Source organism: Streptomyces sp. M2CJ-2 (assembly GCF_016757295.1).
In the GTDB taxonomy this organism is placed as follows: domain Bacteria; phylum Actinomycetota; class Actinomycetes; order Streptomycetales; family Streptomycetaceae; genus Streptomyces.
The window spans coordinates 16232-29614 of sequence record NZ_JAESIF010000068.1; the positions used below are offsets into that span (position 1 = coordinate 16232).

Genomic DNA, 13383 nt, shown 5'->3' on the forward strand with positions numbered 1-13383 from the left:
CGACGGGTACTCATGACCGCCGACGCGACATCCGCTCCGGTCGAGGGCACGCAGACCGCCGGTCCGGCGAAGGACGGACCGGCGGCCCGCGGGCCGCGCGCCCGCACCACCACCGCGTACCTGCGGTACGTGGCGGGCAAGGTGGCCGGCGCGGCCGTGTCCCTCCTGGCCGTCCTCGTCACCAGTTTCTTCCTCTTCCGGCTGATCCCGGGCGACCCGGTGAAGTTCATGACCGGCGGCCGTCAGGTGTCGGCCGAGCAACTGGCCGCCTACCGACGGGAGTTCGGGCTTGACCTGCCGTTGTGGCAGCAGTTCACCGACTACTGCGGCAAGGCGCTCACCGGGGACCTGGGAACGTCGTACCAGTTCAACGCACCGGTGATCGACAAGATCACCGAGGCGTTGCCGAACACGCTGCTGCTCACCGGTACCGCCTTCGTCCTCTACACGGCGCTCGGCATCGTGCTCGGCACCCGGTCGGCGTGGCGGCACGGAGGGCTCGGGGACCGGGCCCACACGGGGCTGGCCCTGACGCTGTACTCCATCCCGTCCTTCTGGCTCGGGCTGCTGCTGATCATCACGCTGTCGGTGGGCATCGGCCCGATTCCGGGGCTGTTCCCCACCGGTGGCATGGAGTCGGGCGGCGAGGAGGGCTTCGCCCTGGTCCTGGACGTGGCGCACCATCTGGTGCTGCCCGTGCTGACGCTGGTCGCGGTGGAGTACGGGCAGACGCTGCTGGTGACCCGGTCGGCGCTGCTGGACGAGATGGGCAACGACTATCTGACCACCGCGCGCGCCAAGGGGCTGCGTGACGACCTCGTACGGCGCAGGCACGCGGTGCCCAACGCGCTGCTGCCGACGGTGACGCTGATCTTCATCAACCTCGGCCGGACGGTGGCCGGGGTGATCCTGGTGGAGACGGTGTTCTCCTGGCCGGGGCTCGGCGGGCTGTTCTACCAGGCGCTGAGCGTGCCCGACCTGCCGCTGGTGCAGGGGCTGTTCTTCGTGTTCGCCGCCGCGGTGATCGTGATGAACACGCTGGCCGATCTGATCTATCCGCTGCTCGACCCCCGGGTGGGCCGATGACGACCGACAACGGCACGACAGGGAAACCGGCCGCCCGAGGCGTCACGGCCGGCGACGGGACACCCCCGTCCCCGTCCCCGTCCCCGGACACGCTCACGGCCGCCACGGCCGCGGCGGGGACGGGGACGGGGCCGGCGGCCACGGGTCCGCGCGCGCTCGCGTGGCGGCGGCGCCGGGACTCGGCCGCACGCTTCTGGCGGCAGTACCGCACCCACCGGGCCGGTGTCTTCGGCCTGGCGGCGCTCCTGCTCTTCGCCCTGCTCGCGCTGGCCGCTCCCCTGCTGGTCGGCTCCGACGTGGACAACGTGACGGACGCTCCGGGCAGCCCGATGGAGAGTCCGAGCACGGAGTTCCCCTTCGGCACCGACCAGTTCGGGCGGAACCTGCTCGGTCTGGTGGTCTGGGGGGCGCGGGTGTCCCTGCTGGTGGGGCTGCTCGCCGCCGTGCTGTCGGTGGCGATCGGCACCCTGATCGGCGTGACGGCGGGGCATTTCCGGGGCTGGTACGCGACGGTGATGATGCGCGTCACCGACTGGTTCCTGGTGATGCCCACCCTGGTGCTGGCGATCGCGCTGGCCACCGTGATGTCCCGCTCGCTCGTCACCATCGTGGTGGCGATCGGGGTGACGACCTGGCCGACGACGGCCCGGCTGGTGCGCGCGCAGACCCTGGCGGTGGAGACCCGGCCGTACATCGAACGCGCGCGGGCGCTGGGCGGCGGGCACTGGCACGTGATGTCGCGCCACGTGCTGCCCAATGTGATGCCGCTGGTGCTGGCCCAGACGACCCTGATCATCTCCGCGGCGATCCTCGCCGAGGCGACCCTGGCGTTCCTGGGGCTCGGTGATCCGACGGTGGTGTCGTGGGGCGGGCTGCTGCAGGACGCGCGGGAGGCGGGCGCGGTCAGCGCCGGCCGCTGGTGGTACCTGGTGCCGCCGGGCATCGCCATCGCCGTGGTGGCGCTGGCGTTCACACTCTGCGGGCGGGCCGTGGAGTCCGTCCTCAACCCCAGGCTGGGGGTGTCCCGTTGAGCCTGCTCGACGTCAGGGACCTGACGGTGACATACGCGGGCGGGGCCGCCGCGGTACGCGGGGTGGACCTGCGTCTGGAGGCCGGCCAGAAGCTGGGCGTCGCCGGGGAGTCGGGCTGCGGCAAGTCCACGCTCGCGCTCGCGCTGCTGCGGCTGCTGCCGGCCGGGACGCGGACCGGCGGGGAGATCCTGCTGGACGGCGAGGACGTCCTGGCCATGAAGTGGGGCCGGGTGCGGGCGGTCCGCTGGGCCGGGGCCTCGATCGTGTTCCAGGGCGCGATGCACTCCCTCAACCCCGTCCACCGCATCGGCGACCAGATCGCCGAGCCGATCCTGCTGCACCGCAAGGCGACCCCGGCCGGGGCGCGGAGGAAGGCCGGTGAGCTGCTGGAGCACGTCGGTCTCCCGGCCGCCCGCGCGACGGACTACCCGCACGAGCTGTCCGGCGGGCAGCGCCAGCGCGTCATGATCGCGATGGCACTGGCCTGCGATCCGCGGCTGATCATCGCGGACGAGCCGACCACCGCGCTCGATGTGATGATCCAGGCGCAGATCCTGCGGCTCATCGAGCAGCTGGTCGCGGACCAGGACGTGGGTCTGATCATGATCAGCCATGATCTGGCGGTCCTCGCCGACACCTGCGACCGGCTCGCGGTGATGTACGCGGGCCGGGTGGTGGAGGAGGGCCCGGCCGGGCAGGTCTACGAGGCCGCCCGGCACCCCTACGCCCGTGCGCTGTCGGCGGCGTTCCCCCGTATCGGCGACCCGGTGTCACGCTTCGCGCCGCGGGGGCTGGCGGGCGACCCGCCGGACCCGTCGGCGCTGCCGGCCGGGTGCACCTTCCATCCGCGCTGCCCGGTTGCCCTGGAGTCCTGCGCGGTCGAGGACCAGGCGCTGCGGCCGGCGGGGCCTCGGCGGCGGGCGGCCTGCGTACGGGTCGCGGAGGACACGTCCGAGAACACACGGGACCACGAGCCCGAACCGCACGAGCCCGAGCCCGAGCCACAGGAGTCCGAGGCTCAAGCGTCCGAACCGCAGGAATCCGGCCCGCAGGAATCCGGCCCGCGGTCCCTGGAGGAAGTGAGGCGTACCACCCCATGACGGCCTCCCCCGCTGTTGTCCCCGGCTCCCCCGACTTCGCCGGCACGCCGCCCCTGCTGAGCGCCCAGGGTGTCCACGTCGTCTTCCCCGGCCGGAGCGGCGCCCCGCCCGCTCGCGCGGTGGACGGCGTCGATCTCGACATCCGGCCCGGTGAGATCGTCGCCCTGGTGGGTGAGTCGGGCTGCGGCAAGACGACACTGGCCCGTGCCCTGCTGGGCCTGGTCGAGCCGACCGCGGGGCAGGTCGCCTTCGACGGGCGGCCGCTGGACCGTTCCGGCCGTTCCCTCAAGGCGTACCGCAAGCGGGCCCAGCTGGTCCTGCAGGACCCGAGCGGTTCGCTCAATCCCCGGCACACGGTGTACGACGCGGTGGCCGAGGGGCTGCGCATCCACGGTCACCGCGGCGACGAGCGGGCGGCGGTCGCGGGAGCCCTGTCCCGGGCCGGGCTGCGGCCACCGGAGCGTTTCTTCCTGCGGTACCCGCACGAGCTGTCCGGCGGGCAGCGTCAGCGGGTGGTGATCGCGGGTGCGCTGGTCCTGGAGCCCGAACTCCTCGTCGCCGACGAGCCGGTGGCCTCGCTGGACGCCTCCGTACGCGGCGAGATCCTGGCGCTGCTGCTCCGGCTGCGCACCGAACTGGGCCTGTCCGCCCTGGTGGTCACGCACGACCTGGGGCTGGCCTGGAACATCGCCGACCGGGTCGCGGTGATGTATCTCGGCCGGATCGTGGAGACCGGGGCGGTGGAACAGGTGCTGACCGCGCCCCGGCACCCCTACACCCGGGCCCTGCTGTCGGTGCTCCCGGAGGCGCCGGGCGACCCGGTGGTCCTCACGGGCGAGCCCCCGGACCCGGCCCGGGTCCCCGGGGGCTGCCGGTTCCACGCGCGCTGCCAGATCCTGCTCGGCGGCGAGGCGGACCGGGCGGGCGTGGCGGACGCGTGCCGGACCCAGGACCTGGAGATCCTCGACGGCGGGAGCGGCGGGACGGGCGGCCAGGTGGCCTGCCACTGGGCCCGCGCGGGCGGAGCCTGACCGAAAGCCGCGCCGCCCGGGGGCTACGCCTCCCCGGCGGCGGCCACCAGGTCCGTGCAGCGCCTGACGTCCGCGGCCATCTGCTCCATGAGGTCCTCCAGGGTGTCGAACCTGGCCTGGCCTCGGACGAAGGCGAGGAAGTCGACGGCCACGTGGAGGCCGTAGAGGTCCAGGCCGACGCGGTCGATGGCGTAGGCCTCGACCGTGCGCTCGGTACCGTCGAACTGCGGGTTGGTGCCGACGGAGATCGCGGCCGGCATGGCCTCGCCCTGGGCGTGCAGCCAGCCCGCGTAGACGCCGTCGGCGGGGATCGCGGTGTGGGGGAGCGTCTCGACGTTGGCCGTGGGGAAGCCCAGTTCGCGACCGCGCTGGGCACCGCGGACGACCACGCCCTCCACCCGGTGCGGGCGGCCCAGGATCTCGGCGGCGCCCTCGACGTCGCCCTCGGCGATCAGGCGGCGGGTGAGCGTGGAGGAGAACGGCTCGCCGCCGCCCGCCTCACCGGTGACGTACAGGTCGACCGCCTCGACCTCGAAGTCGTAGACCTTGCCCTGCTCGGCGAGGAATTCCACGGTGCCCGCGGCCCGGTGGCCGAAGCGGAAGTTGGGGCCCTCGACGACCGCTTTGGCGTGCAGCCTGTCGACCAGGACCTTCCCCACGAACTCGGCCGGTGACAGCTTCGAGAACTCCGTGGTGAACGGGAGGATCAGGACCGCGTCCACCCCCAGCTCGGCCATCAGCTCGGCGCGGCGGTGGTGCGGGGAGAGCAGCGGCGGGTGGCTGCCGGGGCGGACCACCTCGCTGGGGTGCGGGTCGAAGGTCACGACGACCGCGGGGACGCCCAGCTCCCGGGCGCGGTCCACGGCATGCCGGATGATCAACTGGTGTCCGCGATGGACTCCGTCGTAGGAGCCGATGGTGACGACGCTGCGCCCCCAGTCCTGGGGGATGTCCTCCAAGCCACGCCAGCGCTGCACTGTGCCTGCTCCTTGTCGAAACCTTGTCGAGCCGAGTCCGTGGACTTCTTCCGCGCAGGTCTAAGGGTGCCATGCCGACCGCCGTCGGCCCGCATCGGCATGGGTGCTGTGACGGGGTCCACCGACTGGCACGGCCGATCACGCCCGGCACGGCCGACCGCGGCTCAGGCGGGGACGCCTGCGCCCGCCAGGTTCTCGATCGTCCGGCGGGTGCCGGGGCCCACCACGGCGGCCCACTCCTGGGGCGCGTCCGCCAGCCAGTGGGCCAGGGCGGCGGCGAAGCCCGGCACCCGCCGCCCCAGGTCGACCAGGCCGCTGTCGAAGTGGGCGGCGCCGTCGGGGGTGCGGGCGAGGAGCAGACCGGTGCGGTGGACGAGCTCCCGCGCGGTGGCGCCGGAGCAGCGGGCTGCGGCGCCCAGCACCGCGGCCAGGACGGCGGGGTCGGGTGCGCGGGTGAGGAGCGGATCCAGCAGTTCGCGGCGCAGGGGCCGGGAGGCGGGGGTGCCGGGCTCGGCGAGGACACCGGCGAGGGCGGCCCTCAACGGCTGCGGGCCGCCCTCCAGCAGGCCGGTGAGCAACAACAGGAGGACGTCGTGGTCGGCACGGTCGGTCGGCTCCTGGGCCAGGCGCCGGCCCGCGTACGCGGCCAGCTCGCCCGCGAGACCCGGTCGCTGTTCCACCGCCGACCGCAGGAGCGCGGCGACGCGGGGGGCCAGGGCGGGCGTGGCCGCGTCGGCGAGGGTGTGCAGCGTCTCGTGCGCGTCCGCGTGTGCGAGCCTCGCGCGGAAGGCCTCGAGGACGGGCTCCGGGTGGGTGGCGAGGGCGCCGGTCAGCGCGCTCGGCGGGAGGTGCGGGTCGCCGGCCGCGAAGTGCTCCAGGGCCCGCGGGAGGTGGCGGTCCCTGCTGCTCGGGTCCTGGACGAGGAGGGCGAGCGCGCCGCCGTGCAGGGGCCGGTCGGCGGTGCGCACCAGCAGGGCGAGGGCCGCGTACCGCAGCAGGGTGCGGTCGGTCACGTCACGGGCGTGCGGTGCGGCCCGCAGTCCGTACGCCACGGCTGCCGCGCGGCGTGCGGGCCGCTCGTCGCGCGCCCACCGGTCGACGGCCCTGCACACCGCCGAGGGGTCCTCCTCGGCCAGCGCGGTGAGCAGTTGCCCGGCCCGCCGGTGCGCGCTGTCGGCGAGTACCTCGGTGAGAGTGTCCGGGGCGCGGTGCCGGTGGGTGTGCAGCAGTGCCTGCGCCGCCGTGGCGACGGTCGCGTGCGGGGTGGCGGGCAGCGGCCGCTCGTCCTCGAACCACCGCACGAGGTGCGGGAGCACGGCGACGGGGTCGGCGGTGAACAGGCGGGCGGCGGCGTCCAGGAAGCGGGGTCCGGTCTCGCCCGGGGGGCCGTCGGCGTGGACGAGTCGGCGCAGCAGCTCGAAGCCGGTCTCCAGGGGCAGCGGGAGAGCCGTCCAGAAGGCCGGCTCCGACTCCCTCCTCAGCGTCCTCCGCCGCTGCTGCCGCCAGGCCACGACCCGGTCGGCCAGCAGCCGGAGCACCTCGGCGTAGGGCGTCGCGTCGGGCACGCGTGCGAGGGTCTCGGTGAGCAGCCGGGCGGCCCACCAGGAGCCGGGGTCGGCGTCGAGGGCGTGCACCAGGTCCGCCAGCCGGGAGGCGAGCGGGCCGGGGCCGTGGTGACGGGCGAGCAGCAGCATGGCCTGGACGACGGGGCCGATCCTGTGGTGCGGGACGGGGAGGCGGTCGGTGCCGGGGCGGGTGTCGTGACCGTGATCGCGGCCGTGGTGGCGATGGTCGTGGACCAGGGCGCGCAGGGCCGCGTCCAGGTCGAGGTGGGTGCCGTGGAGCCAGTCGGCGAGTTCCTCGTGGGCGAAGCGGTAGCCGGTCCCGGCCGGGACGAGGATGCCCTCGGCGAGCACGGCGGAGGCCCAGCCGGTGCCACCGCCGAGCCGGGCCGGGGCGGGCCCCCACGGGAACACCGCCTCGAACGCCTCCCGGTCCAGCTCGCCCTGCCCGGGGCCGAGACTGCGCCGGGCGGCCTCGTGCACCTGCCCGGAGACCCTGGCGGCCAGCCGGCGTACGGCGGTGCCGCGCAGCCCGCTCTCGGCGGCGAGGCGCACGGCCACGCGCAGGCACATCAGGTCCAGGTGGGCGGAGAGGACGTCGTGGCGGTCGGCGCGGGCGTCCGGGGCCTGTGGGGCGTCGGCGAGGGCGGCCCGGACCTCCGAGAGCAGCCGGAGGGTCAGCGGGTGCCGGGAGTCGGCCGGGGAGCCCTCCGGGATGCCGTAGCGGGCACGCGCGTGGATGGCCTCCTCGGCGGTCAGGTCACCGAGGCGCACGCACGAGGGGAGGTCTTCGGCGGTGGCTTCGTCCTGGTGGCCGGCCCCGCGCCCACCGCGCCCACCGTGCTCACCCCGGTGCTCGCCTCCGTCTCCGCCCCGGTGCAGCAGGTCCGCGGGGAGGAGCGCGCCCGCGCTCTCCCAGTACTCCGCGCGGCACCCCACCACCAGCCGCGCGCCCGTCCGCCGCAGCCATCGCGCCGTCCCGTCGGTCCACCGGGCGAGGCGGTCGGCCAGGGCGGGCGGCATCTCCTCCGGGCCGTCGAGCAGGATCAGCAGGGGGCGGCCGGCGGTGCCGGCCAGCGCGGCGAGGCGCCCCGGGCCGGTGTCGCCCAGGCCTTCGGGGCCGCCCGGGAACGGGGTGCGGGAGGCGGCCACGATGCGGGCGGCCCGGTCGAGTGCCCGGTGGGCCGCGTTCGCGACGGAGAGGTCGTCGTCCCGCAGATCGGCGCCGCGCAGCCACAGCGTGGGCAGGCCGGCGCGGTGGCGGCGGGCGGCGAGCACCGCGAGTTCCGTCGTACGGCCGCTGCCGGGCGGTCCGACGAGACCGAGCACCGCGGCCCGGCCGCGCTCGAACGCGGCGAACTCCGCGGTCATGGCCGCCCGTTCCACCGGCACCACGCCCCCGGGGGCGAGGGCGCCCGACGGGCCGTCCTGCCCGACCGAGGTGGCGGTGAGTTCCAGGACGCCGGCGACATTGAGGTCGGCGCCGTACGCCGGGACCGTCGCCGCGTTCTCGGCGAGCAGTCCGGCGAGCGGGCCCCGGGCGGGGCGGAGCGGCACGGCGAAGCCGACGCCGCGGCTGCCGGACCGGAGGGCCGTGCCGAGGACGCCGAGCACGGCGCCGGTGGTGGCGTCGAGCACCGGGCCGCCGGCCGCTCCGCCACCGGGGCGCAGGGCGTCGCGGCCGGTGGTGCCGATGGCGAGCTCCAGCGCGTCGTCGAGGGGGTGGCAGCGGTCGGTGGCCGTGTACGTCACGGGGGTCGTGCCCAGTACGCGTGCCTCGCGCCAGCATCCGGCGGCGATCCGTACATAGGTGCCGCTCTCGACGCGGTTCCGCGTGGCGACGGGCAGTGGAGCGGCGCCGAGCCCCTCGCCGCGGACGAGGGCGAGGCCGAGTTCGGGCAGCGGGGTGACGGCGTCGGCGCCCACCACGCGGTGGCGGTCGCCGGGGGCGTGCAGGACGAGGCGGGGCAGGCCGTCGACGGCCTCGTGGCTGGTGATCAGGGTGCCGCGGTGGTCGGCGGGGAAACCGAGACCGCGCGGACGGCCGGCGAGGTCATGGATGCGGACGAGGACGTCGCCGGGTGAGTGCTTCCCCGCCGTCCGGACGGGCTCCCGCCCCACCGGACCGTTGCGCGACGTCATCGTCGAGCCTCCCCGCCGTGCCTTTGTGTCGTGCCCTCGCCCTGCCGTGCTCTCGAGGTCCGCGATGTCCTCGAGCCCACGATCTCCTCGAGCCCGCGATGCCCGCGATGCCCGCGATGCCCGCGATGTTCTCGATGAGCTTGATGAGCTTGATGAGCTTGATGAACTCGACAGTAAGGCCGGAATGATCAGCGGGGCGGCTCACTCGGCGAACGCGCCCCCTTCCACTCCCCCGGTTCACTCCGAGCGCCCGCACTTACGGGTGAATCGACGTGCCCGGATGGACAGACCCTTGGGTGGGGGAACCGAGGGGGACCGTGGAGCGGCGGCATGTCCATCCCCGTGACGCCGCTCCACGGCGGGAACACACCGTCGGCCGTCCGTCCCGGCGTCAGTTGAAGACGGCCAGGCTCTTGGCCTTGCCCCTGTGCTGCTCGACGAGGGCGAGGAACCGGCCCTCGGGGCCGAAGACGGCCACCGGACCGGCTCCCGCGTACTCCTCGGGCATCTCCAGGCGCACACCGTTGGTGAGCAACCGGGCGCGTCGGCCGTCGACGTCCCAGCGCGGGAAGGCCAGGGCCGCGGCCTCGGCGATCGGCAGCACGGTCAGCTCCTGCTGGTGCTGCTCGAGGGTGCGGGCCGCGTCCAGCTTGTACGGACCGACACGGGTGCGGCGCAGCATCGTGAGGTGGCCGCCCACGCCCAGTCCGGCGCCCAGGTCACGGGCGAGGGCACGGATGTACGTACCGGAGGAGCAGACGACGGAGACCACCAGGTCGAGCATCGGGGTGCCGTCCTCGGCGACGGCCGGCCGGACGTCGTGCACGGCGAACGAGGAGACGGTGACCGGCCGGGCGGGGATGTCGAACTCCTCGCCCTCCCGGGCCCGTTTGTAGGAGCGCACACCGTCGATCTTGATGGCGCTGACCTTGGACGGCACCTGCATGATGGCGCCGGTCAGCTTGGCGACGCCCGCGTCGACGGCCTCGCGGGTGACCCCGGAGGCGTCGGTGGACGAGGTGATCTCGCCCTCGGCGTCGTCCGTGAGGGTGTTCTGCCCGAGTCGGACGGTGCCCAGGTACTCCTTCTCGGTCAGCGCGAGGTGGCCGAGGAGTTTGGTCGCCTTCTCGACGCCGAGGACGAGGACGCCCGTCGCCATCGGGTCGAGGGTGCCGGCGTGGCCGACGCGCCGGGTGCGGGCGATGCCGCGCATCTTGGCGACCACGTCGTGCGAGGTGAAGCCCGACGGCTTGTCGACGATGACAAGGCCGTCGGGCGTGGTGTGCTTCTGGGTCATTCGGCGGTGTCGTCCGTCTCGTCCTCGGGCTTGCGGTACGGGTCGGCCCCGCCCGCGTACGTGGCGCCCGCGGACGCCTCACGCACCTTGGCGTCGGACTGGCGCGCCTTGTCGAGGAGGTCCTCGATGTTGCGCGCGGTGTCCGGGAGCGCGTCCATGACGAACGCCAGGGTCGGCGTGAACTTCACGCCCGCCGCCCGGCCCACCTCGGAGCGCAGGATGCCCTTGGCGCTCTCCAGGCCGGCCGCCGCGGCCGCACGCTCCTCCTCGTCCCCGTACACCGTGTAGAAGACGGTTGCCTCCCGCAGGTCACCCGTGACCCGGGTGTCCGTGATGGTGACGTGGGTGCCGAGCCGCGGGTCCTTGATCCCGCGCTGCAGCTTCTGGGCCACCACCTCTCGGATGAGGTCCGCCAGCCTTTTCGCCCGCGCGTTGTCGGCCACTGGTCCGTCTCCCGTTCTTTCCTGTCTGAGTGGTCGGAACTCCGGGTTCCCGGAGCCTGGATCCGTCAGTCGTCCTCGCCGTGGAAGCGCCGCCTGACGGACAGCAGCTCCACCTCGGGGCGACCGGCGACCAGCCGTTCGCACCGGTCCAGTACGTCGGTCAGGTGCGCCGCGTCGCCGGACACCACCGCCAGGCCGACGACGGCCCTGCGGTAGAGGTCCATGTGATCCACCTCGGCCGCGCTCACCGCGTACTTCCGCTGGAGCTCGGCGACGATCGGGCGGACGACGGAGCGCTTCTCCTTCAGCGAGCGAACGTCGCCGAGGAGGAGGTCGAAGGACAGCGTCCCCACATACATGTACAACCGGTTCACCCGCCGGTACGGGATCGACGTCCCCGCCGTCCGTGGTGGGCGGGGACATCAGAACCGTACAACGAAGGGGCGAGTCCGATCGACGGATATTGCGCTCCGGGGCACTGGGCCCCCGGACACACGGACCGGCCGGCGGGACCGTGTCTCCAGGGGCCCGCCGGCCGGTGTGCACCGTGGGGTGTTACGCCCGCGGCTTCTCGCGCATCTCGTACGTCGCGATGACGTCGTCGACCTTGATGTCGTTGAAGTTTCCGAGGTTGATACCGCCCTCGAAGCCTTCGCGGATCTCGGTGACGTCGTCCTTGAAGCGACGCAGACCGTCGATGTTGAGGTTCTCCGCGATGACCTTGCCGTCGCGGATGAGGCGCGCCTTGGTGTTGCGCTTGACCTCGCCGGAGCGGATGAGAACACCCGCGATGTTGCCCAGCTTGGACGAGCGGAAGACCTCGCGGATCTCCGCCGTGCCGAGCTCGACCTCTTCGTACTCCGGCTTGAGCATGCCCTTGAGGGCCGCCTCGATCTCCTCGATCGCCTGGTAGATGACCGAGTAGTACCGGACATCCACGCCTTCGCGCTCGGCCATCTGCTGTGCCCGCCCGGCGGCGCGCACGTTGAAGCCGATCACGATGGCGTCCGAGCCCATCGCCAGGTCGATGTCGGACTCCGTGACCGCACCGACGCCGCGGTGCAGGACGCGGATGTCGACCTCTTCGCCGACGTCCAGCTGGAGCAGCGAGGACTCGAGGGCCTCGACCGATCCGGACGCGTCACCCTTGATGATCAGGTTCAGCTGCTGGACCTCGCCGGCCTTGAGCACCTTGTCCAGGTCCTCCAGCGACACGCGGCGCGTGCGCTTGGCGAACGCGGCGTTGCGCTCACGGGCGGCGCGCTTCTCGGCGATCTGACGGGCCGTACGGTCCTCGTCGACGACGATGAAGTTGTCGCCCGCACCCGGGACGTTGGTCAGGCCCAGGACCTGGACCGGCGTCGACGGGCCGGCCTCGGCGACGTTGTTGCCGTTGTCGTCGAGCATGGCGCGCACGCGGCCGTAGGCGTCGCCCACCACCATCGTGTCGCCGACCCGCAGGGTGCCCCGCTGGACGAGCACGGTCGCCACGGCACCGCGGCCGCGGTCGAGCCGGGACTCGATCGAGATGCCCTGCGCGTCCTGCGCCGGGTTGGCCCGCAGGTCGAGCGAGGCGTCGGCGGTGAGGACGACGGCCTCCAGGAGGCTGTCGATGTGCAGACCCTGCTTGGCGGAGATGTCGACGAACATGGTGTCGCCGCCGTACTCCTCGGCCACCAGGCCGTACTCGGTCAGCTGACCGCGCACCTTGGTCGGGTCCGCGCCCTCGACGTCGATCTTGTTGACCGCGACGACGATCGGGACGTCGGCCGCCTTGGCGTGGTTGAGCGCCTCGACCGTCTGCGGCATGACGCCGTCGTTGGCCGCGACGACCAGGATCGCGATGTCGGTCGACTTCGCACCACGGGCACGCATGGCGGTGAACGCCTCGTGACCCGGGGTGTCGATGAAGGTGATCCGGCGATCCTCTTCGTTGACCTCGGTCGTGACCTGGTAGGCACCGATGTGCTGGGTGATGCCGCCGGCCTCGCCCGAGGCGACGTTGGTCTTGCGGATGGCGTCGAGCAGACGGGTCTTGCCGTGGTCGACGTGACCCATGACGGTGACCACCGGCGGACGGACGACCAGGTCCTCCTCGGAGCCCTCGTCCTCGCCGAACTCCAGGTCGAAGGACTCGAGCAGCTCGCGGTCCTCCTCCTCCGGGCTGACGATCTGAACCGTGTAGTTCATCTCGTCGGCGAGGAGCTGGAGCGTCTCGTCGGAGACGGACTGGGTCGCGGTGACCATCTCGCCGAGGTTCATCATGACCGCGACGAGCGACGCCGGGTTGGCGTTGATCTTCTCCGCGAAGTCGGTGAGCGACGCACCACGCGACAGGCGAATGCTCTCGCCGTTGCCGCGAGGCAGCATCACGCCGCCGACCGACGGGGCCTGCATGGCCTCGTACTCCTGACGCCTCTGCCGCTTCGACTTGCGGCCACGACGGGCCGGACCGCCGGGACGGCCGAAGGCGCCCTGCGTGCCACCGCGGCCACCGGGACCGCCGGGACGGCCACCGAAGCCGGGACGGCCACCGCCGCCACCGAAGCCGCCGCCACCACCGGGACGACCGGCGAAGCCGCCGCCGCCACCGGGACGACCGGCGAAGCCGCCACCACCGGGACGACCGGCGAAGCCGCCGCCGCCACCGGGACGACGCGCGCCGTACTGGCTGCCCCGGGTACAGCGAGACTCTGCCGCGCCAGCCCGAAAGT

10 protein-coding genes are annotated in these 13383 nt (G+C 73.5%); 4 read left to right on the forward strand and 6 right to left on the reverse strand.

From position 1 onward, the window contains the following. Nucleotides 1-12 precede the first annotated feature (12 nt). Genes JL475_RS31790 through JL475_RS31805 form a run of 4 tightly spaced genes read left to right on the forward strand, consistent with a single transcriptional unit; the run spans nucleotide 13 to nucleotide 4248 of the window. Nucleotides 13-1086 (forward strand): ABC transporter permease, encoded by a 1074-nt coding sequence (locus tag JL475_RS31790; RefSeq protein ID WP_202281544.1) that lies wholly within the window; start codon nucleotides 13-15, stop codon nucleotides 1084-1086. Next, nucleotides 1083-2117, forward strand: coding sequence for an ABC transporter permease (locus JL475_RS31795; RefSeq protein ID WP_202281546.1), 1035 nt, complete (start codon nucleotides 1083-1085; stop codon nucleotides 2115-2117). Before JL475_RS31790 ends, JL475_RS31795 begins: the two co-directional genes overlap by 4 nt. After that, complete coding sequence (locus JL475_RS31800; RefSeq protein ID WP_202281548.1) at nucleotides 2114-3217, forward strand: ABC transporter ATP-binding protein; 1104 nt, start codon at nucleotides 2114-2116, stop codon at nucleotides 3215-3217. Before JL475_RS31795 ends, JL475_RS31800 begins: the two co-directional genes overlap by 4 nt. Next, nucleotides 3214-4248: an ABC transporter ATP-binding protein gene (locus tag JL475_RS31805; protein ID WP_202281550.1), complete on the forward strand. Its 1035-nt coding sequence runs from the start codon at nucleotides 3214-3216 to the stop codon at nucleotides 4246-4248. Before JL475_RS31800 ends, JL475_RS31805 begins: the two co-directional genes overlap by 4 nt. 23 nt (nucleotides 4249-4271) lie before the next feature. Here JL475_RS31805 and JL475_RS31810 read toward each other — a convergent pair whose 3' ends face one another. The 6 genes from JL475_RS31810 to infB form a co-directional block, all read right to left on the reverse strand. Further along, a complete protein-coding gene (locus JL475_RS31810; protein WP_202281551.1) occupies nucleotides 4272-5225 on the reverse strand; it encodes a bifunctional riboflavin kinase/FAD synthetase in 954 nt (317 codons plus the stop codon). Between the two features lie 164 nt (nucleotides 5226-5389). After that, entirely contained in the window at nucleotides 5390-8929 is a 3540-nt protein-coding gene (locus JL475_RS31815; protein ID WP_237408864.1) for a serine protease, read from the reverse strand. A 391-nt stretch (nucleotides 8930-9320) separates the two neighbouring features. Beyond that, a complete protein-coding gene (gene truB, locus JL475_RS31820; RefSeq protein WP_202281552.1) occupies nucleotides 9321-10226 on the reverse strand; it encodes a tRNA pseudouridine(55) synthase TruB in 906 nt (301 codons plus the stop codon). After that, nucleotides 10223-10669, reverse strand: a complete 447-nt coding sequence (gene rbfA, locus JL475_RS31825) for a 30S ribosome-binding factor RbfA (protein ID WP_202281553.1) — start codon at nucleotides 10667-10669, stop codon at nucleotides 10223-10225. Before rbfA ends, truB begins: the two co-directional genes overlap by 4 nt. Nucleotides 10670-10734: 65 nt before the next feature. Next, nucleotides 10735-11028, reverse strand: coding sequence for a DUF503 domain-containing protein (locus tag JL475_RS31830; protein WP_202281556.1), 294 nt, complete (start codon nucleotides 11026-11028; stop codon nucleotides 10735-10737). A gap of 196 nt (nucleotides 11029-11224) precedes the next feature. Next, nucleotides 11225-13383: translation initiation factor IF-2 (gene infB, locus JL475_RS31835; RefSeq protein ID WP_237408866.1), on the reverse strand; the 2159-nt coding region annotated here is incomplete at its 5' end.